Source organism: Mesorhizobium sp. M1143 (assembly GCF_040318435.1).
Taxonomy (GTDB): Bacteria; Pseudomonadota; Alphaproteobacteria; order Rhizobiales; family Rhizobiaceae; genus Mesorhizobium.
The window spans coordinates 17618-37404 of sequence record NZ_JAMYMJ010000039.1 but is presented as its reverse complement, the minus strand read 5'-3'; the positions used below and the strand labels follow the sequence as shown (position 1 = coordinate 37404).

The following is a 19787-nucleotide window of genomic DNA, read 5'->3' as shown; positions in this document are numbered from 1 at the left end:
ATTAGAAACCCCTCGTTCAGTAGACAGGCGGCGAAACCACCCAGATGACCACGGCCGGCTCGCTGCCGGGATTGCGCCAGCGGTATGGCTTGCGCTCGAAGCGGAAGGAATCGCCTTCGACAAGACGGTGCCAGACGCCGGCGATCTCGATCTCGAAAATGCCAGAGGCGATGTAGCCGGCTTCCTCGGTCGGCCGCAGCTGCTCGCTCTTCATCTCGGCGCCCGGCGCGAAGATCGAACGCACCATCTCGAAACTACCGCCGAGATCGGGCGACAGAAGCTCCTCCACCAGGCCAGATTCGCTTGTGCCAAGCGTGCGCCGGCTGCCGGCGCGCACGACAACGCCGCGCTCCTTTTCGATCGGCACGTCGTGGCTGAAGAACAGGCTGAGCGGCACGCCGAACAGGTCTGCGAAGGCCCTGAGGTCGCCAAGTGAAGGGATAGACAGGCCGCGCTCGACCTGGCTGACCCAGCCGACAGAGCGGCCAAGCTTCAGCGCGATCTCAGCCAGCGTCAGCCCGCGCGCCTTGCGCAGCGCACGGATGTCGCTCGCCAGCAGGCGCTCGTCAGGTCCCTGCAATGTTTTGGAAATAGCTGGGGCCAAAACGCTCACTTGATGAAAATCTGGAAATGAATTTCATGAGAGCTCATGTCCGTGAAAAAATCAAGCGGATTTTCATGGGCACACAAGATTTGCTTGCGCCATTTTGGCGGTTCATGCAAAGGCTCTGGCACGAGCGGCGGGTGTGGGAATGCGGGTCGGCGACCAAGGATTGAAATCTGCGCAAGGTCTTCTCCGATAGCCGGTTCGGCTTTCGAAGTGTGCGCAAAGGGACGGCCCATGCTGGAAAAAAACGGCCTGGCAGCGCATAACGCGGCTGTTGTCGACGAGGCGATCATCTCGCGCCGTTCAGTGCGCGCCTTCCTGCCCGACATGGTCGATGACGAGACGATCCGAGCCATTCTTGGCGTCGCCGCGCGCGCGCCTTCGGGCACCAATATGCAGCCCTGGCGGGTCTATGTCGTCAAGGGCGAGGTCAAGCAGCAGATCACCGATGCCATCCTGAATTCCGGTATCCGCGCCGAAAAGGCCGATTGGGACGAGTATCGCTATTACCCCACCCAGTTCTTCGAGCCGTATCTCACCCGCCGCCGCGCCAACGGTTTCGGGCTCTACGGGGCACTCGGCATCGGTCGCCGCGAGGTCGACAAGATGCGCGCCCAGCACGACCGCAACTTCGTCTTCTTCGACGCGCCGGTCGGCATGATCTTCACCATAGACCGGCGGCTGAACCAAGGCTCGTGGATCGACTACGGAATGTTCCTGCAGAACATCATGGTGGCGGCGCGAGGCAGGGGCCTGCACACCTGCCCGCAGGCCGCCTTCGCGCCCTATCACCGGCAGATCCGGCCGGTGCTCAACATTCCCGACGAGGAGATCGTCGTCTGCGGCATGGCGCTAGGCCTCGAGGACACCTCCAAGCCCGAAAACGACTTCCGCACCGACCGCGTGCCGCTGGAAGAGTGGGTGACGTTCAGCGAATAGGGCTCGGCTAACGGCGCCTTATTCCACGTTCATCTGCGCGCCATGGCCGCTGACATGGGCGCCGTCCTGCGGTGTCAGTCTGAGATAGGCGATCAGCGCGCAGAGCGTGATGACGCCCTCGACCACGAACAGGATGCGGAAATCGTTGGTCACCGCCGGCCCGCCGCCGGCCAGGAACGACAGCAGCGCCGCCGCCAGGCCGACGCTGATCGCCACCCCTAGCTGCCACAGTATGTAGTAGAGCGCGCTGAAGCGGGCGAGCTGGTCGGGCGCGATGTCGGAATAGGCGAGATTGCCGGTCGACGCCCACTGCGCCGAGCGCAGGACACCGAAGGCAAAGATATAGGCAAGCACGATCCAGACCGGCGTGGTTGCCTCTATCAAGGCGAAGCCCGCTACCATGGCAGCAACGATCGGCGTGTTGACGACCAGCACGCGGCGAAAGCCGAAGCGGTTGAGCAGGCGCGGCATGAAGACACGCATGATCAGCGAGCCGATTGCGGCAACGAAAGTCAGCGATCCCGCCTGCACCGCGCTCATGCCTAAGCCGAGCTGGAACATCAGCGGCAAAAGAAAAACGACCGAGCTCAGGCCGATCGTGTCCAGCCCACCACCGGTGAGGAAGGAGATGCGAAAGGTGCGGATGCGCAGGAGTTTCAGGTCAAGCAAGGGGTTGCGGGCGCGCAGGCAGTAGAAGGAGGCAAGCGTCAGGATGACGATCGCCAGCGCCAGCTCGGCCGCGATCATGCTGCCGGCGGCGTCTTTGGCCGCAAGCGAATCCATGCCGAAGACCAGCAGGACCATGCCGCCGCCGACCAGCAGGAAGCCCGGAAAATCGAACGGCGTGCGCACCGGTTTGGTAACAGTCGGAAACAGCGAGGCGGCAAGAACGGCCGCCGCCAGCGCGAACGGCACGTTGATGAAGAAGATCCAGCGCCAGGAGATATAAGTCGTCAGCGCGCCGCCGACGAGCGGGCCGACCAGCGGTCCGGACTGGCCGGCCAGCGAAATATACATGTTGATCTTCAGCGTGCGGCTGCGCGGGAAGGTCGACAGGATGACGACCTGGCCGAGCGTCCCCATCAAGGCGCCGCCGAAGCCTTGCAGCGCGCGGGCGCCGACCAGCGTCCAGATGTCGTTGGACAATCCGCACAGCGCCGATGACGCGGCGAACACCAGCAAGGCGAAGCAGTAAACGTTGCGCAAGCCGAAGCGGTCGGCCGCCCAGCCGCCGAGCGGCATCGAGATGATCAGGCTGGCGACATAGACGGTGATCAACAGGCCGAGCTGGCTCGGCGGCCGGCCGAGGCTGTCGCTGATGCCGGGCAGGGCGGTGACCACGACATTCTGGTCGAGGCTGGTCATGAACACGCCGCAGGCGACCGTCAGCGGCAGCAGGAGCAAGGCTCTAGCCGACACATCGGCGCAATCCGTGGCGCCGGCGGATAGTTCTGCGGTCATGGGGATGTTCGAACCAAACGACGATGCCGACTCTGAGACGGGATCTTTGCAATCCCCTGGGCCGGTTGGGCCACGTTCCCCACCATGGGCTTCCATTGGAGCATTCTCTAGCGGCAGAACCGACTGGCCTTGAGGCCAGAACGGCTGTCGGCCCTACTGAACCTCGTAGCCGACCTCCTCGCTGGCATGGCAGAGCGCCTTCCAGAACGAGCGGGCGAAGGAGCGGAAGACATAGATGTCGAACTGGTCGGCGCCGGTGCGCTGGATCTGCGCAAAGACGTCGTGATGGGTGGTCGAACGGCCGGAGCCTATGGGGAAGGCGGGCAGCGCAAAGTCGATGGCGAAGAATTTCGCCAGCACCCATTCGGCCTTAGGGCCGGCGATGCGGATAGCGGTGCGGCCATGCGACAGGTCGGTGATCGTGCCGATTACCGGGGTTACGTCCCCGGCAAAACTCGCCGCCAGGCCCTCGGCATCGTCGACGACGGTGAATTTTCCAGGCGCGAAACCGAACACGGCCTTGCCGTCCTTGGCGAGACCGCCGCCCGCGCCATCGGGCAAATCGAGGCCGGTGACCTTCCGGATCGCTTCGATCAGCTGCTTTTCCGCGCCCGGCCATGCGGCCAGCTGCAGGATCGAGCCCGGCCTGGTCTCGGTCAGGATGACATCGACGCCATGCTCGAAATTGCCGTGCGAACCCGGATGGAACACCGGCTTGAGCGGCGAGAGGCGCTCGGGTGATTGGCGTTCGGGTGATTGGCGCTCAGCCATGCATGCGGCTCCCGTCCGGGTCGTAGAAATGGTTGGAGACGATCTCGACGGGCCCGAACCGCTTGCGCAGCGGATCGGAGACGAATGCCCGGGTACCATGGCGCGCCTTGCCGCCTTCGACCAGGGCCAGCGCGATGTGCTTGCCCAGCGCCGGCGAATAGCAGCAGGCGGTGATGTGGCCGATGGAATCGTGCGGATTGGCTTCGTCCAGTTGCTCGACGAGGTGGGCGCCGCCATTGAACGGCCGGTTGTCGAGCGAGACCAGGCCGACCAGTTGCAGCCGCTCGGGCGCGATCAGGCCTTCGCGGTCCATCATCGCCGAGCCGATGAACGGCTTCTTCTTCGACAGCATCCAGTCGAGATGCAGGTCGCGCGCCGTGGTGCGCCCGTCGATCTCCGCGCCGGTGACATGGCCCTTTTCGATGCGCATCGTGCCCAACGCCTCCAGCCCGTAGGTGACCAGGGCGAACGGCTTGCCGGCTTCGATAAGGGCTTCCCAGACATGGGTGCCGTAGCCGGCGCCGCAATAGACCTCGAAGGCCATTTCTCCGGAGAAGGACAGCCGGCAAATCATCACCGGCACGCCTGATATCTCGCCGCGCACGATGCCCATGAAGGGCAGGGCTGTGTTGTCGACGGCGGTGCCGGTGACACAGGCGGCGAGGATGGCCCGCGCCTTCGGCCCGCCGATGGCCGCGCCCGCCCATTCGTCGGTTACCGAGGTGACATGCACTTTGAGTTCCGGCCAGATGACGTCGAGGAAATATTCCAGATGCTGCATCACCTTGCCGGCGTTGGCCGTGGTGGTCGTCATCAGGAAATCCTGTTCGCCAAGCCGCCATGTGGTGCCGTCGTCGAAGGCCAGCCCGTCCTCGCGCAGCATCAGGCCGTAGCGGGCCTTGCCGACGGGGAGGGTGGAAAACATGTTGGTGTAGACGCGGTCGAGGAATTCGCCCGCATCCGGCCCCTGAACGGCGATCTTGCCCAGCGTCGAGACGTCGACGATGCCGGCGCTTTCGCGCGTCGCCCTGGCTTCACGGACATAAGCCTGCTCGACCGTCTCGCCGGCAAGGCCGTAGATCATCGGTCGGAACCAAAGGCCGGCCGAATATAGGGTCGCACCATTGGCGAGGTGCCAATCATGCATCGGCGTCAGCCGCTCGGGCTTCAAATCGCCGAAACGCTCGGCGGCGAGCGAGCCGATCGACACCGCGGAATAGGGTGGGCGGAAGCGCGTCGTGCCGACTTCGGGGATCGGTTTGCCCAGCGCCTCGGCCATGATGGCGAGCCCCGGGACGTTGGAGTTCTTGCCCTGGTCGGTCGCCATGCCGAGCGTGGTGTAGCGCTTCAGATGCTCGACGGAGACAAAACCTTCGCGATGCGCCAGCCGCACGTCTTCGGCAGTCACGTCATGCTGGAAGTCGACGAAGCTTTTTCCCTTGGCTTTGATCTCGAACACCGGCGCCGGATCTGGGTTTCCCGGGGCTGCTTCGACATCCGGCAAGGCTGCCGGCGCAGCCGCTCCGCCCGCGGCGGACAGGCCGGCTGCACGGCCCTCAGTGATGGCTTCGACGGTCGAAAAGCTGCCGTTGAAAGCGCCGGCGCCAATCCATTGCCGAGTCGGTTTCGGCGGCAGGAAGGCCTGGCGGGCGGGATTCCACTCGGCTCTCGCGCCAGCCTGGCTGGCGAGGTGGATGGTCGGCGACCAGCCGCCCGACATCAGCAGGCTATCGGCGTGGATGCTGCGGGCGTCACCGCTGAGCGCGCCCGAGGTCATGTCGAAGCGCTGCACCTTGAGGCCGGAGAGCGCCTTGCCGCCTTCGGTGGCGACCACGGCATGGCCGGAGAGGATTTCGGCTTCGGCCTCGGTGGCGAGGCTGCGCATTTCAGCCGAAAGCTCGGGGCGCACATCGACGATGGCGACAATAGCCGCCCCGGCCTTCCTCAGCGCCAGCGCCGAGCGATAGGCGCTGTCATTGTTGGTGAACAGCGCGATCCTGTCGCCGGGCAGCACGCCATAATCGTTAGCATAGCGCTCGGCGGCATGCGCCAGCATGACGCCCGGCCGGTCATTGCCGGGGAACACAAGCGGCCGCTCGAAAGAGCCGGTGGCCAGCACCACCGTCTTGGCGCGGATCGCCCAGTAGCGATGGCGCGGCTCGCCCTTGCCGGGCGTTTCCTTGTGGTCGGTGACGCGCTCGAGCGCGGCTAGCGTGTTGCCGTCGTAATAGCCCCACACCGTGGTGCGCGGCAGCAGGCGGACCGTGTCATGGCCTTCGAGCTGGCTGACGGCGCGCGCCGCCCAGTCGGCGGCCGGCGCGCCGTCGATGGCCTCGCCGGACCAGTTGGCCGAGCCGCCGAAACGCGGTTCGAGCTCGGCCAGGATGACGCGAGCGCCCTGGTCGGCAGCGGCCTTGGCGGCTGACAGGCCGGCCGGGCCGGAGCCGACCACCAGCACGTCGCAAAACGCGTTCATGCGCTCGTAGCGCGAGGTGTCGGCGGCAATACCGGCGCGGCCCAGGCCGGCGGCGCGGCGGATGAAATGCTCGCAGAACATCCAGAATCTGGTGCCCTTCAGCGGGCCGAAGACCGGACCCATGAAGGTCTTGTAGTAGAAGCCGGCGGCCAGGAGCTTGCCGCCGAGCTGGTTGATGGCGTTGACGTCCCAGGCGAGCGAGGGAAAGCGGTTCTGGCTGACGGCCACCAGCCCGTCATAGATCTCGACCATGGTTGCGGCGATGTTGGGCTCGCGCACTTCGCCGCGCAGCACCGTCACCAGCGCGTTCGGTTCCTCGACGCCGGCCGAGAGCAGGCCGCGCGGGCGGTGGTATTTGAACGAGCGGCCGAAAAGCGTGACGCCGTTGGCAAGCAGCGCCGAGGCCAGCGTGTCGCCGCCATGGCCGGTGTAGGGCGTGCCGTCGAAGGTGAAGCGGATGGTGCGCATGCGGTCGACGCGGCCGCCGGTCTCGGTGCGGCGCGGGCTCACGACTTGTCTCCGGCCTTGTGCCGGGCGGCGGCATTGTGGTCGCCGCGGGCGAAACCGGTGCTGGAAATCTCATGCGTGACCGTGTTGCGCACCATCCTCAGATGGGTGCGGCAGCCGCCCGAATGCTGCCAGATCTCATTGTGGTCGCCGGCCGGGTTCAGCCGATCGTAGACATAGGCGTTCCAGGCGTCGAGGTCCTGCGAGGCGGGCTGCGGGCGCTCGCGGTTGCCGTCGCCCTGATAGGTGAACTCGATGACGTCGCGCGGGCCGCAATAGGGACAAGTGATAAGCATTTGTTTGAACCCTAATGCAGCCGGGGCGTTGCGCCCTGGCCCTTGTCGTCAATCACCAGGCCGCGATAAAAACGGTCGAGCGTGAACGGCGCGTTGAACGCGTGCGGTTCGTCCTTGGCGATGGTGTATGCGAAGCACCAGCCCGAGGCCGGCGTGGCCTTGAAGCCCCCATAGCACCAGCCGCAGTTGAGATACATGCCGGGCAGCGGGCCGGTGGTGATGATCGGCGAACCGTCCATCGACATGTCGCAGACGCCGCCCCAGGAGCGCAGCATGCGTACACGCGCAAGGCCGGGAAACAGCGCCAGCATCTCGCTCATCACCTCATCGACGATGGGCAGGTTGCCGCGCTGAGCGTAGCTGTTGTAGCCGTCGATGTCACCGCCGTAGACGAGGCCGCCCTTGTCGGACTGCGACATGTAGAAATGACCCATGCCGAAGGTCAGCACCGTGTCGACGAAAGGTTTCAGCGATTCGGTGACGAAGGCCTGCAGCACATGGCTCTCGATCGGCATCCTGTCGATGCCGGCAAGCTGCATCACCCGTCCGGTGCTGCCGGCAACGGCCACGGCGACTTTCTTGCCGCGGATCTCTCCGCGCGTCGTCTGCACGCCGGTGATGCGGTCGCCGTCGCGCAGGAAGCCGGTGACCTCGCAATTCTCGACGATGTCGACGCCGCGTCGGTCGGCGCCGCGGGCATAGCCCCAGGCAACCGCATCGTGACGGGCGGTGCCGGCGCGCGGCTGCATCAGGCCGCCGACGATGGGAAAGCGCGCGGAGGCCGACATGTCCAGCGCCGGGATCAGGCGCGCGATCTCGGCGGTGCTCATCAGCTCGGCATCGACGCCGAGGTGGCGCATGGCGTTGCCGCGCCTTGCCAAGTCGTCGAACTGGCCCGGCGTGTGAGCCAGATTCAGGCAGCCGCGCTGCGAGAACATGACGTTGTAGTTGAGGTCGTGCGAAAGGTTCTCCCACATCTTCATCGAATGTTCGTAGAAGCGGGTGTTGGACGGCAAAAGGTAGTTGGAGCGCACCGCAGTGGTGTTACGGCCGACATTGCCGGAACCCAGCCAGCCCTTTTCCAGCACCGCGACATTGGTGATGCCGTGCTCCTTGGCCAGATAGTACGCCGTCGACAGGCCGTGGCCGCCGCCACCGATGATGATGACGTCATAGGAAGCCTTGGGGTCGGGCTTGCGCCAGGCCGGCTTCCAGTCCTTGTTTCCCTTGAGCGCGTTCGTGAGAAGCGAAAGGGCTGAATATTCCGCCATTCTTCATGTCATCCCTAGAGCATGATGCCGAAAAGTGTGAAGCGGTTTTCGGACGACATCATGCTCTATATCTTTGATTTCTAGAGCCGGAAGGTTTCAGGTCGGACAGACCTGAAACCTTCCGGCTCGGCGCGATGCGGCAGACTATAGAGCAGGCGGCGGGCGCAAAGCCAAGATTGCGCCATGGCTTTTCGACTGGCCGACTCCCGCAAGGCGCCCAACTGCGATGACTTCGCCACGACTTGCCCCACGGGATGAGCGTCTCTATCAAGGACCGCTTTAGAGGCGGCCTTTGCCGCCCTTTGAGTCGCCACCATTATGTTTTTTCGCTTCTTTCGCCTGATCCTGGTCCTAGCGCTCGTTGCCTTGGCGCCGCATTCGTTCGGCGCCATGGCGCAGGGGCTGGGCCAGGCGCCTGCCGGGCTGGTCGCCGACCAGCAGAAAATCCTGCAGGGTTTGGCGACGAAGACCGACGCTCTGGAGAAGAAAGTCCAGGAGGACGGCGTCGACGACACCACCCTTGTCGAGATCCGCCTGCAGCTGGAAGAGCTGTCGCGCGCTGCGCTGAACAGCGCGCTGGCGTTTCGTTCGCGGCTGGGAGAGATCAATTCGAGGCTCGAGCAGCTTGGCGCACCGCCGGCTGCCGGACAGCCGCCTGAACCGGACATCGTGACCGGCGAGCGCCAGGCGCTGGCGTCGGAAAAGGCGGAGATCAACGCCGTCATCGCCGGCGCGCAGAACCTGTCGATCCGCATCAATGCGCTGATCGAGAAGATCGGCAACATGCGCAGCGAGCTGTTTCGCAGCGGGCTGACCAAGCGCTACGTGCTGTCCGATGCACTGAGCCCGCAGGTGTTTTCCGACGCAAGGGACGAATACGCCAATTTTTACAGGGCGGTGTCGTCGTGGCTGAGCTTTGCCTTCAAGTTCAAGTTCCAGGCGATGCTCGCGGCGACCCTCATGGCGCTTGCGTTGGCCGTGGTGCTTCTGGTCGGTGGGCGCCGCCTGTTTGGGCGCATCTTCGAGCCCGACGCGTCGGTTGAAGATCCGACATATCTCAGTCGCCTGTCGGTGGCGTTCTGGTCGACCTTGCTGCCGACGCTGGCGGTCAGCGCCTTCCTCGCCTCGACGGTGTTCCTGTACAATTACTACAATGTGCTGCGCGGCGACATAGGCGTGTTCCTCAACGCTCTGGCAGCCGTCATCGCCATAGTGTTCTGTGTCAACCGCCTGACCAATGCGGCGCTGTCGCCCAGCATGCCGAACTGGCGCCTGATCCAGGTCGAGACCGGCCCGGCGCGTTGGCTGGTGCGACTGACGACGGCCATGGCAGTCGTCATCGGCATCAACAATTTCCTGTCGATCGTCAACGACAAGATGGGCTCGCCCCTGTCGCTGACGGTGGCCAGGAGTTTTGTCGCCACCGTCATCGTGGGCGTCATCCTGATCCTGATGGCGCTGCTGAAGCCTTACAAGGACGCCGACGGGCGCTGGCGCCCCTGGCCGGCCTGGCTGCGCTACACCTGTGTCGCGCTCGGCCTGTTCACGATTGCGGCGGCGCTGTTCGGCTATATCGGTCTTGCCATCTTCGTCTCGTTGCAGGTCGTGGTCACCGGCACCATCCTGCTCACCGCCTATATCGGCTTCCTGTCGGCGCGCGAGATCGGCGAGGAGGGTGGTTTCGCCGGCACGTCCATCGGGCGCTGGCTGAAGACCAATTCCAGCTATGAGGACACCGCGCTCGACCAACTCGGCCTCGTCGTCAGCGTCGCCATCAACCTGATGATCGTGCTGGTGTTCCTGCCGCTGATCCTGTTGATGTGGGGCTTCCAGCCCGGCGATATCCAGGCCTGGGGCTATAAATTGGCGACAGGCGTCACCGTCGGTTCGGTGACGATTTCGGTCACCGGCATCCTCACCGGCATCGTCGTCTTCATCATCGGCTATTTCCTGACCCGCTGGTTCCAGGGCTGGCTCGACGGCTCGGTAATGGCGCGCGGCAAGGTCGATACCGGCGTGCGCAACTCGATCCGGCTGGCGGTCGGCTATGCCGGCGTCGCGCTCGCTGGGCTCGTCGGCATCTCGGCGGCGGGCATCGATCTCTCCAACCTGGCGCTTGTTGCCGGCGCACTTTCGCTGGGTATCGGCTTTGGCCTGCAGAATGTCGTGTCCAACTTCGTGTCCGGCCTGATCCTGCTCGCCGAGCGGCCGTTCAAGGTCGGCGACTGGATCGTCGCCGGCGACACATCAGGCACGGTCAAGAAGATCAGCGTGCGCGCCACCGAAATCGAGACCTTCCAGCGGCAATCGGTGATCCTGCCCAATTCGAACCTCATCAACAACGCCGTCGGCAACTGGACGCACCGCAACAAGCTCGGACGTGTGGAGATCAAGGTCGGGGTCGCCTATGGCAGCGACGTCAAGCGGGTACACGCGGTTCTGCTTGAGATTGCGCGCGGCCATGCGCTGGTGCTGAAGAACCCGGAACCCTTCGTGCTGTTCACCAATTTCGGGCCGGCAGCACTCGAGTTCGAGATCCGCGTGTTCCTGGCCGATGTGCTGAACGGCGCCATCGTTCAGAACGATATCCGCTTTGCCGTTCTCGATGCTTTTGACGCCGAGCACATAGAAATCCCCTCGACGCCGCGCGCCGAGGTCAAGGTCAAGAAGACCGACGCATGGCCGATCGACGACGACAAGATCGAGGTCGAGTTCGCCGAGAAGGAGCAGGCGGAGGCCAGAGCCGCCGCCGAGGCGAAGCGGCTGGCCAAAACTGGTCGCAAGGCCCGCAAACCCGATCCCAGCTAAGGCCCCAAGCTCTTCCCAAACCAATTGCGGCATGAATGCGGCATTCAGTTGCGGTTCAGCTTGCATCTCATATAAGCTCACATGCAAGGGCGAGAATGCCTTGCGAAATGCAACAGAGGCGGTGTGGAAACACCGATATTGCAAAATGTGGAAGTCGCTCGTCGTCGCCATCGCTCTTACCGCAGCGAGTGGCTCGGCCTTTGCCGCCAGCGCGGTCAACAAGGATGCTGAGACCCGTACGCTGATCGTGACGGAAGGCGGCGGCAAGACGGAGTTGGCGCTGGCCGCTGGCGAAACCGTGGAATTCTGCCCGAACGGCTGTTTTGTCACCTTGCCCAATGGTGACCTCGAGGCCCTGACCGGCTCGGAAACGGTCGAAATCTCGGGTGGCGTTGCCCGCATCAAGTAAGTCGGCAGGCAAATGTAGTAGAGGCCGGGCAATGCCCGGCCTTTTCTCGTCTACGGCAACGGTTGCTTAACGATGACGAGGGAAATACCCCGGCGCATATCCGTTGCAACCAGACGTTTTAACGTTCGTTGCGCCGTTGCTCGCTATGCCGGATACCAAGACGCCGAAACGTGGCGCGACGGGTTTTTGAGCTGGGCAGGAAAGATATGGATGCGCGGTCGGACAAGAACGCAATCCCGCTTGCGGTCGACCTCGACGGCACGCTGATTGCGACCGATCTTCTTTGGGAAGGCCTGTTCATCCTGCTTAAGAAGAATCCGCTCTATGTTTTCCTGGTTCCATTCTGGCTGGCCGCCGGCCCGGCGCGGCTGAAACAAGCGATTGCTGACCGCATCGACATCGATCCGGCCTCGCTGCCCTATCGCGAAGCGCTGCTGCAGCGGCTGCGCGCCGACCATCGCGACGGACGCAAGATCGTGCTGGCGACCGGTACGCCACGCAAGTTCGCCGAGACAATCGCCGCGCATCTGGGCGTCTTCGACTATGTGCTGGCGACCGACGGTCCCCACAACATGACCTCGGGCCGCAAGCGCGACGCGCTCATCGCCGCCTATGGCGACGGCGGTTTCGACTATGCCGGCAACAGCCGGCACGACCTCAAGGTTTTCGGAGCCGCACGCAACGCCATCGTCGTGGCGCCCGACCGCCATGCGAGGCGCTGGCAGGCCGCGCATAGCGCCGAAAGGATGCCGGCGCCGAAAAGGACATTGAAGACATTCGTCAAGATGCTGCGGGTGCACCAGTGGCTGAAGAATTCGCTGATAGCGGTGCCGATGGTGCTGTCGCATGAATACTTCAACATCAACATGATCTGGCAATGCCTGCTGGCGTTCGTCGCCTTCAGCGCCGTGGCTTCCGCCATCTACATCCTCAACGATTTCTTCGACCTTGCGCTTGACCGCAAGCACCCGACCAAACGCAACCGGCCTTTCGCCAGCGGCGCTTTGTCGATCCCGTTCGGTCTCGGCGCGATGGCGGTGCTGCTGGCGATCGGCATTGCCGCCGGGCTTCTGTTGCCGACCGAGTTCCTGGGCGTGCTCGCCGGCTATCTGGTGGTGACCACAGCCTATTCGCTGTCGTTCAAGCGCATGCTCCTGGCCGACGTACTGACGCTGGCGGGGCTCTACACAGTGCGTGTGCTGGCAGGTGCTGCGGCGACCGGGGTCGAAGTCTCGTTCTGGCTGCTTGCCTTCTCGATTTTCTTCTTCCTGTCGCTGGCGCTGGTGAAGCGCTATGTCGAACTGCGCACCACAGCCATTCCGGTGGGCGAGCGCATTGCCGGTCGCGGCTACCGCATCGAAGATCAGGAGATCGTCGCCCAGGCGGGCATGGCGTCGGCCTTCTCCTCGGCGCTGGTGCTGGCGCTCTACATGGACAGCGTCTCCGTGCGCGAACTCTATCCGCATCCCTGGCTGGTCTGGCCGCTGGCGCCGATCGTGCTGTATTTGACCATGCGGGTCTGGATCCTGGCGCGCCGCAACGAGATGAATGATGATCCGGTCATCTTCATCATTCGCGACTGGCGAAGCCAGATCGTCGTGGTGATCGGCGCCGCCCTTCTGGTCGCGGGAGACTGGTAGGGCATGGCCGGCGAACGGTACCGGAGTTTTGGCTTCGCCACGCCGGCCGCAAAGCGAGCCATCGCGGCCGACGATGCCATCGCGCTGATGCGAAGCGGCAAGGCGACAAAGAACGCTCTGCTCGCCTATGGCAATGGCCGCTCCTACGGTGATTCCTGCCAGAACGAGCCAGGTGCGGTCGTGGACATGCGGCCGCTGAACCGCATCGGCGCCTTCAATGCCGAGACCGGCCTGCTCGAGGCGGAGGCCGGCGTGTTCCTCTCCGATATCATTGCGCACACTGCACCTTACGGTTTCTTTCCGACTGTGGTCCCAGGCACCCAGTTCGTCACCCTTGGCGGCGCGATCGCCAATGACGTTCATGGCAAGAACCATCACCGGCGCGGCACTTTCGGCTGCCATGTCGAGTCTCTCACCCTGCTGCGCTCGGACGGGCGGACCTACACCTGCTCGGCAACCGACAATGCAAGGCTGTTTGCGGCGACGATCGGCGGCATGGGGCTGACCGGCCTGATCCTGTCGGCCTCGATCCGGCTGATGCGGGTGCATTCGCTCGATATCGCCGAGAAGGTAACGCGGTTTGCCGATCTTAGCGAATTCTTCGAACTGGCCGAGGCCGCCGACCAGGCCAATGAATATGCCGTCGCCTGGATCGACCAGCTTGCCGGGGGCCATGGCCGCGGGCGCGGCCTGTTGTTGACAGGCAATCATGCCGAGTATGGCTCGCATGCGGCGTCTCGCGCCGGCTCCCGTTTTTCAGTGCCGTTCCAGCCGCCGTTCAATGTGCTCAACCGGCCGTTCCTCACCGCCTTCAACGCCGCCTATCGGTGGAAGAAGGGGAGCTCGCCGGGGCCGAGCCAAACCGGCTACCAGGGCTTTTTCTTTCCGCTTGATGGTGTCGGCGACTGGAATCGGCTGTATGGTCCGAAAGGTCTCTACCAGCACCAGAGCGTGGTGCCGGAAAATGTCGCGCGTGAGACCGTGCCGGCGCTGCTCGACGAGGCGCGTCGGGCCGGGCAGGGCTCTTTCCTCACGGTGTTGAAGCGCTTCGGCTCGATCCGCTCGCCGGGGCTGCTGTCCTTTCCGCGGCCAGGCTTCACGTTGACGCTGGATTTCCCCAATCGCGGCGACAGGACGCTGGCCCTGCTCAGCGAACTCGACCGCATCACGGTCGCGGCCGGCGGCGCGGTCAACCCGTACAAGGATGCGCGCATGGGCGCTGATACTTTCGCGGCCTCCTTCCCGAATTGGCAGCGGCTTGAAGCGCTGCGCGACCCGGCGTTCGTGTCCAGTTTCTGGCTGCGGACGGCGAAAAAGCTCAACGTCCGGCCAGGGCGTGTCGAGGCAGCTGAATAGGTACAATCCGAATAAGTCATGGTGAATAGATCGTAAGTTCCGTGGTTTACTCAAAGCATTGTCGTGACTTCATGAAATGTTTGCAGGTTCGTAATAGGACCGTTGCGAGTGGCGGGTGCAAAGTATGAAATACATCGTCTTCATTCTGTTCACGGTCATGACCAATGCCGCCGCGCAGCTGATGCTGAAGCAAGGCATGATGTCACTCGGGCCGATTTCGTTCGAAGGCACCAATCCGCTGTTGAGGCTGTTGCAGGTCGTTTTCAGCCCATGGGTGTTTCTCGGTCTGTGCACCTTCGTCATCTCGATGGCTTCGCATCTCTATGTGCTGTCCAAGGTCGAGCTCAGCTTTGCGTATCCGTTCCTCAGCCTTGCCTATGTCGCGGTTGCGATCTTCGCCTATTTCATCTTCCGCGAGGACCTCAATGCCTGGCGCATTGCCGGCATCGCCTTCATCTGCATCGGCACCGTGCTGATCGCGCAAAGCGGTCGAGACTTGGGCGGGAGCGGGCATGACGACCAAACCGCTTCCATCATCCCCGACAAGACCAGCGAGATCGTTCGATGAGACATGTTATTTTCGGCGGCGACGGCTTCGTCGGCCGTCATCTTGCCCCGAAGCTTGTGGCCGATGGTGAAGAGGTTGTCGTTGCCGACATCGTCAAGAGCGACCTGACGCACTATCGCAACGTTCGCTTCGTCACCTGCGATGTCACGGATACGGCCTCGGTGGCCAACATCGGATTGAAGGCCGACGACATGGTCTACAACCTGTCGGCCAAAATGCTGTCGCCGATCCAGGTGCGGGCCAAGCGTCACGACTTCTTCTTTCCGGTGAATTTCCACGGCACCGAACACATCATGCAGGCGATGGACAAGGCCGGCGCGTCCAAGCTCGTCCACTACACCACCGACATGATCTACGGCCACACGGTCACCCAGCCGATGACCGAGGAGCACCCGGTCGCGCCGCTCGGCGAATATGGCTGGTCGAAGCAGAAGACCGAGGAGCTCGCCGCTCAATGGCGCAAGCGCGGCATGTCGATCTCGCTGTTTCGCCCGCGTCTGATCATCGGTCCCGGCCGGCTCGGGATCCTGGAAAAGCTGTTCAAACTGGTCGACTGGAATTTTCCTGTGCCGATGATCGGCTCGGGCAAGAACCCCTATCAGTTCATCTCGGTGTTCGATTGCGCGGAAGCTGCCCGCGCGGCCTGGAAGGCAGGCGTGCCCAATCAGGCCTATAATCTGGGCTCCCTCAATCCGCCGCCGGTGAAGAAATTGCTGGGCGACCTGATCAAGCATGCCGGCTCGAAATCGCTGCTGATCCCGACGCCGGGCTGGGCGGTCAAGCGCACCCTCGACCTGCTCGATCTCATGAACATGCCGATCATGGATCCCGAACAATATCTGATCGCCGATGAGGAGTGCGTGCTCGACGTATCCAAGGCCGAGCGCCAGCTCGGCTGGGTGCCGCAATATCGCGACGAAGACATGCTGATCGCCGCCTACAGCGAATACCGCGCCAAGAAAGACGGGCTTGCCGTCACCGCCAATCATGCCCCCGCCGAATAAGTGGGACGACCAGGAGAACTCCGAAATGACCGTCATGGCTAAGCCTGAGCAGACGAACGCGCGCACCATGGTCGGCGCGCCGGCGTTGTCGCCTACCGCCATCGCCAAGCCCGACCTGATCAGCGTCGAGCAGGCGAAGGCGATGGATGTCGCGCGCATGACCGACCTGTTCAAGGCGCATCTCAATCCGGGCCAGCTGCATTTCATGAAGCTGCTCGGCTTCCACAAGATCAAGATCGAGCGTGCCGAAGGCATGTTCTACATCGACCAGAACGGCCGCAAGATTCTCGACTTCTTCGGCGGCTTCGGTTCGCTGGCCTTCGTCCACAACCATCCGCGCATCCTGGAGGCCCGGCGCAAATTCCAGGAGGAGAAGCGCCAGGAAATCGCCATCGCCTTCATGTCGCAATATGCATCGGCCCTTGCGCACAACATCGCCAAATGCTCGCCCGGCGATCTCGACATGGTGTTTCTGGGCTCGTCGGGTTCGGAAGCGATGGAAGCGGCGGTGAAGCTCGCCGAGCGCGCCGCCGGGCCGAAGAGGCCAAAAATCGTCTATGCCGAGAATTCCTTCCACGGCAAGACCAAGGGCGTGCTCGGCATCACCGACGGCCAGCTCTACCGCGCGGACTTCAAGATGGCTGAGAACACCGTGCGCATTCCGTTCGCCGATATCGAAGCGGTCGAGCGGCTGTTCCGCTCCGACCCGGAGGTCGGCGTCATCGTACTCGAGACCATCCAGGGCGGCGGCGGCATCATCCAGGCCGAGGCCGAATACTGGCAGAAATTGCGCGCGCTCTGCGACCACTATGGGGTGCTGTGGGTGGCTGATGAAGTGCAGTGCGGCTATGGCCGGTCCGGCCGCTTCTACGCCTTCGAACATTATGGCGTCGTGCCCGATGTGACGGCGCTGGCCAAGTCGCTCGGCGCAGGCAAGGCGGCGGTCGGCGCGATGGTCGCCCGGCGCGAGGTCTATATGAAGGCCTATGGCACGCCGAAGACGGCGATGATCCATGCCATGGCCACCTTTGGCGGCATGGGCGAGGCCTGCGTCACCGCGATCGAGGGCATCAACGTGCTCTATGATGAGGGGCTGATCGACAACGCCGCCACTACCGGCGACTATCTGCTGCAGCGCCTGCAGGCGCTGAAGGAGAAGTACCCGAAGATCATCAAGGATGTGCGCGGCAAAGGCTTTATGGTCGGGCTCGAGTTCCACGACTTCTCGCAGACCTTGCCGATGGTGCTACGTCCGATCGTCAGCGTCCTCGACGACAAGCTGAAGGGCTCGCTGTCGGGCTTCGTCGGCGCGCTGTTGCTGCGCGACTATGACGTGCTCGTCGCCTTCACCGAATACAATCGCAACGTTATCCGTCTCGAGCCGCCGCTGATCTGCCAGCGCGAGCATGTCGACCGTTTCGTCGATGCCTTCGACAGCCTGCTGTCGCGCGGCATCGTGGGAATCGTCAAGGATTTCGTCAAAAGCCAAGTCCGTTAAAAGAAGTCCGTTGAGCGAAGTCCTGAGTCCGACAATGCTGAGCAAGTCTCCCGCCCCGCAAAACACACTCGACCGGCTGACTGCGGCCGCTCTCGCGTGGGGCGAGGGGACTTATGCGCGATGGGCGGCTCCGGTCGGCGCGATCGCGTTTTCGCTCTATATCCTGCTGACGGCGTTCATGGCCTTGACGATGCCCGACGCCAATTGGGACATGCTGCCCTATCTCGCCATCGCCGAGGAGGGCGCTTATCCCGATGCGCAGGCATTGCATGACTATGCCTACAGCACGGTCCAGGCCGGCGTGTCGGCCGGCGACTACAAGACGCTGACCGACGATGGTGGCGGTTTCCGCAGCCATATGGCGCAAAATGCCGCCGACTTTCACTCGCTGCTTGGCATGTACCGGATCAAGTTCCTCTACGCCGAGATTCTTTCGACGATGAGTTCGGTGATGTCGCCTGTCGAGGCGATGCGGGTGCTGCAGGTGGTCTCGGTGCTCCTGTTCGGGATGATCACGCTGCTGTGGCTGCGAACCGAAGGCGCGCTGGCGCTGGCGCCGGTGGCCGGCGCGGTACTGATCATGGCCGATTTCGGCGACGCGGCGCGCGCCTCGACTCCGGATCTGATGTGCTCGGCCCTGTTCCTCGGCGGGCTGTTTGCCTATGTGCGCGGCCGCGAGGCAGCGACCGCTGTCCTGCTTTTCCTGGCCTTCATGGCGCGGCCGGACAACATCGTGTTCCTGGCCATTTTCGCCGTGCTGCTGCTGGTCTTCCGGCAGCGGGCGTGGGGCGCGCTGGCCGGCTTTGCCGCGTCCTTCGTCGCCTATTTCGCGATTTCGCATTGGGCGCAGCATCCCGGCTGGTGGCCGCATCTGTGGTTCTCCAGCATCGAGCAGCACTACAATATGGATGGCTTCGAGCCGCCGTTCTCGGTTGGCGCCTATCTCAAGGCGTTTGCCGCATCCTTCATTCGCGCTATCAGCATCAACAGCTGGGTCGGCGTCTCGGTTCTGGCGCTGGCCGGGTGGCTTGCGCTCGGCCGCGCCGGCTTCCGGCTCGATCGTCGCGCCGGCATCCTGCTTGCAGCGCTGGTGCTCGGCGTGCTGGCGAAATTCACCGTCTTTCCGATCCACGACACCCGCATCTACTTCCCGAACCTTCTGCCGCCCTACCTTTTGCTCGTCGGCCCGATCATGGCGCTGTGGGCGTCGGCAAGCCTGAATGGAAGGCGGCCCATCGCCTTGCAGGCCATACCTGGAGATAAGCCATGAGTTCCATTTCCGGCCTGGCGCGCATCGCCCTTTCGCTCGGCCTGCCCGCCGGCCTGCTCGATCGCGGGCCGGCGTTGCGTGGCACGAAATTCCTGGCCAAGGCGGCGCTGAACGCGCGGTTTGGCGGTGGGCAAGCCTTCCAGATGGTCAATGTCGGCGCTTGCGACGGCGCGCTGTTCGACGACGTCACGCCGTGGCTGCACCGCATTCCGCGGGCGCGGGCCGTGCTGGTCGAGCCGATCCCGTACAACCAGAAGCGGTTGCGCGCCAACTATCCCGATACGGAACGCTTCGTCATCGAGCCGGTCGCGGTGACAAAAACTAAAGGCACGATCACCGTCCACACTTTCGATGCCGCGGCACTCGAGGCCGGCACGCTGCCGATCGAGTTCATCGGCTGCTCGTCGGTCACCGACACCAATCTGATGTCGGGCAAGAATGCCTGGGGCGAGGACGACGCCAATTTCAACAAGTTCGCGCCGCACGTGAGGGATATCGAGGTGCCGTCGGAAACGCTGCAGACGCTGCTCGACCGCAACGGCATCACGCATATCGACGCCTTCCTGGTCGATTGCGAGGGCGCCGACTGGATCGTCTTCGAACAGCTCGACCTCAAGCGATATCGTCCGGGCATGATCAAGGTCGAGGTCGGCGCGCTGCCGGCGGCTGAAATCGGCGAGGTCGTGGTCAAGCTCAAGACATCAGGCTATCAGGTCGGCTTCCAGGCCGAGGACATCTGGGCCTTCGCCTGAGATAGATCGCCACTGGCGGCACGCCGGCGCGCCGGGTCGCGTCGCATCCGCGACGTGTCGCAAACAGGCGGTAGCTCCATCCACGTCCTCTGCATATTGTGCGCCATTCGAACGGGCGCGGACGCGCCTGCTTTATCCCCTTGGAGTCGCGGCA

The 19787-nt window shown here is 63.6% G+C and carries 16 protein-coding genes; 10 read left to right on the top strand and 6 right to left on the bottom strand.

Going from position 1 to position 19787, the window contains the following annotated elements; translation table 11 throughout:
• Positions 1-16 precede the first annotated feature (16 nt).
• A complete protein-coding gene (locus tag NKH35_RS22710) occupies positions 17-559 on the bottom strand; it encodes a helix-turn-helix domain-containing protein (protein ID WP_023815506.1) in 543 nt (180 codons plus the stop codon).
• 282 nt (positions 560-841) lie between these two features.
• On the opposite strand from NKH35_RS22710, the gene NKH35_RS22705 reads away from it, so the two are divergent.
• On the top strand, positions 842-1546 hold the full coding sequence (locus NKH35_RS22705) for a nitroreductase (protein ID WP_023700347.1): 705 nt from the start codon (positions 842-844) through the stop codon (positions 1544-1546).
• Between the two features lie 18 nt (positions 1547-1564).
• On the opposite strand, the gene NKH35_RS22700 is transcribed toward NKH35_RS22705, so the two are convergent.
• The 5 genes from NKH35_RS22700 to NKH35_RS22680 all read right to left on the bottom strand — a co-directional run bounded on the left by NKH35_RS22700 (position 1565) and on the right by NKH35_RS22680 (position 8328).
• Positions 1565-3007: an MFS transporter gene (locus NKH35_RS22700; RefSeq protein WP_352916513.1), complete on the bottom strand. Its 1443-nt coding sequence runs from the start codon at positions 3005-3007 to the stop codon at positions 1565-1567.
• 153 nt (positions 3008-3160) lie between these two features.
• A complete protein-coding gene (locus tag NKH35_RS22695) occupies positions 3161-3778 on the bottom strand; it encodes a sarcosine oxidase subunit gamma (protein WP_352916511.1) in 618 nt (205 codons plus the stop codon).
• Positions 3771-6764, bottom strand: a complete 2994-nt coding sequence (locus NKH35_RS22690) for a sarcosine oxidase subunit alpha (RefSeq protein ID WP_352916509.1) — start codon at positions 6762-6764, stop codon at positions 3771-3773. The genes NKH35_RS22695 and NKH35_RS22690 overlap by 8 nt, the downstream gene beginning before the upstream one ends.
• Complete coding sequence (locus NKH35_RS22685) at positions 6761-7057, bottom strand: sarcosine oxidase subunit delta (RefSeq protein ID WP_352497862.1); 297 nt, start codon at positions 7055-7057, stop codon at positions 6761-6763. Before NKH35_RS22685 ends, NKH35_RS22690 begins: the two co-directional genes overlap by 4 nt.
• Before the next feature lie 11 nt (positions 7058-7068).
• A complete protein-coding gene (locus tag NKH35_RS22680; protein WP_352916507.1) occupies positions 7069-8328 on the bottom strand; it encodes a sarcosine oxidase subunit beta family protein in 1260 nt (419 codons plus the stop codon).
• A gap of 318 nt (positions 8329-8646) precedes the next feature.
• On the opposite strand from NKH35_RS22680, the gene NKH35_RS22675 reads away from it, so the two are divergent.
• The 9 genes from NKH35_RS22675 (at position 8647) to NKH35_RS22635 (ending at position 19633) form a co-directional block, all read left to right on the top strand.
• On the top strand, positions 8647-11136 hold the full coding sequence (locus NKH35_RS22675; RefSeq protein WP_023750170.1) for a mechanosensitive ion channel family protein: 2490 nt from the start codon (positions 8647-8649) through the stop codon (positions 11134-11136).
• Between the two features lie 145 nt (positions 11137-11281).
• Entirely contained in the window at positions 11282-11545 is a 264-nt protein-coding gene (locus tag NKH35_RS22670; protein WP_023670370.1) for a hypothetical protein, read from the top strand.
• Positions 11546-11751: 206 nt separating this feature from the next.
• Positions 11752-13185 carry a UbiA family prenyltransferase gene (locus tag NKH35_RS22665; RefSeq protein WP_352916505.1) on the top strand — a complete coding sequence of 478 codons (1434 nt, stop codon included), beginning with the start codon at positions 11752-11754 and terminating at the stop codon, positions 13183-13185.
• 3 nt (positions 13186-13188) lie between these two features.
• On the top strand, positions 13189-14541 hold the full coding sequence (locus NKH35_RS22660) for an FAD-binding oxidoreductase (protein WP_352916503.1): 1353 nt from the start codon (positions 13189-13191) through the stop codon (positions 14539-14541).
• A gap of 124 nt (positions 14542-14665) precedes the next feature.
• Positions 14666-15109 carry an EamA family transporter gene (locus NKH35_RS22655; protein WP_352500482.1) on the top strand — a complete coding sequence of 148 codons (444 nt, stop codon included), beginning with the start codon at positions 14666-14668 and terminating at the stop codon, positions 15107-15109.
• Entirely contained in the window at positions 15106-16113 is a 1008-nt protein-coding gene (locus NKH35_RS22650) for an NAD-dependent epimerase/dehydratase family protein (protein WP_352916501.1), read from the top strand. Before NKH35_RS22655 ends, NKH35_RS22650 begins: the two co-directional genes overlap by 4 nt.
• A gap of 67 nt (positions 16114-16180) precedes the next feature.
• A complete protein-coding gene (locus NKH35_RS22645; protein ID WP_352916527.1) occupies positions 16181-17611 on the top strand; it encodes an aspartate aminotransferase family protein in 1431 nt (476 codons plus the stop codon).
• 34 nt (positions 17612-17645) lie between these two features.
• The gene (locus tag NKH35_RS22640; RefSeq protein ID WP_352916499.1) at positions 17646-18881 is read left to right on the top strand and encodes a hypothetical protein; all 1236 of its coding nucleotides are present in this window, start codon (positions 17646-17648) and stop codon (positions 18879-18881) included.
• Complete coding sequence (locus NKH35_RS22635) at positions 18878-19633, top strand: FkbM family methyltransferase (protein WP_352916497.1); 756 nt, start codon at positions 18878-18880, stop codon at positions 19631-19633. The genes NKH35_RS22640 and NKH35_RS22635 overlap by 4 nt, the downstream gene beginning before the upstream one ends.
• The last annotated feature ends 154 nt before the right edge of the window (positions 19634-19787 follow it).

What these genes read in the sequence shown, in the direction of transcription:
- NKH35_RS22665 (WP_352916505.1), top strand. Translation starts at nt 11,752, where the DNA reads ATGGATGCGCGGTCGGACAAGAACGCAATCCCGCTTGCGGTCGACCTC.
- NKH35_RS22685 (WP_352497862.1), bottom strand. Translation starts at nt 7,057, where the DNA reads ATGCTTATCACTTGTCCCTATTGCGGCCCGCGCGACGTCATCGAGTTC.
- NKH35_RS22705 (WP_023700347.1), top strand. Translation starts at nt 842, where the DNA reads ATGCTGGAAAAAAACGGCCTGGCAGCGCATAACGCGGCTGTTGTCGAC.
- NKH35_RS22645 (WP_352916527.1), top strand. Translation starts at nt 16,181, where the DNA reads ATGGTCGGCGCGCCGGCGTTGTCGCCTACCGCCATCGCCAAGCCCGAC.
- NKH35_RS22640 (WP_352916499.1), top strand. Translation starts at nt 17,646, where the DNA reads ATGCTGAGCAAGTCTCCCGCCCCGCAAAACACACTCGACCGGCTGACT.
- NKH35_RS22670 (WP_023670370.1), top strand. Translation starts at nt 11,282, where the DNA reads ATGTGGAAGTCGCTCGTCGTCGCCATCGCTCTTACCGCAGCGAGTGGC.
- NKH35_RS22660 (WP_352916503.1), top strand. Translation starts at nt 13,189, where the DNA reads ATGGCCGGCGAACGGTACCGGAGTTTTGGCTTCGCCACGCCGGCCGCA.
- NKH35_RS22635 (WP_352916497.1), top strand. Translation starts at nt 18,878, where the DNA reads ATGAGTTCCATTTCCGGCCTGGCGCGCATCGCCCTTTCGCTCGGCCTG.
- NKH35_RS22695 (WP_352916511.1), bottom strand. Translation starts at nt 3,778, where the DNA reads ATGGCTGAGCGCCAATCACCCGAACGCCAATCACCCGAGCGCCTCTCG.
- NKH35_RS22655 (WP_352500482.1), top strand. Translation starts at nt 14,666, where the DNA reads ATGAAATACATCGTCTTCATTCTGTTCACGGTCATGACCAATGCCGCC.
- NKH35_RS22680 (WP_352916507.1), bottom strand. Translation starts at nt 8,328, where the DNA reads ATGGCGGAATATTCAGCCCTTTCGCTTCTCACGAACGCGCTCAAGGGA.
- NKH35_RS22650 (WP_352916501.1), top strand. Translation starts at nt 15,106, where the DNA reads ATGAGACATGTTATTTTCGGCGGCGACGGCTTCGTCGGCCGTCATCTT.
- NKH35_RS22675 (WP_023750170.1), top strand. Translation starts at nt 8,647, where the DNA reads ATGTTTTTTCGCTTCTTTCGCCTGATCCTGGTCCTAGCGCTCGTTGCC.
- NKH35_RS22700 (WP_352916513.1), bottom strand. Translation starts at nt 3,007, where the DNA reads ATGACCGCAGAACTATCCGCCGGCGCCACGGATTGCGCCGATGTGTCG.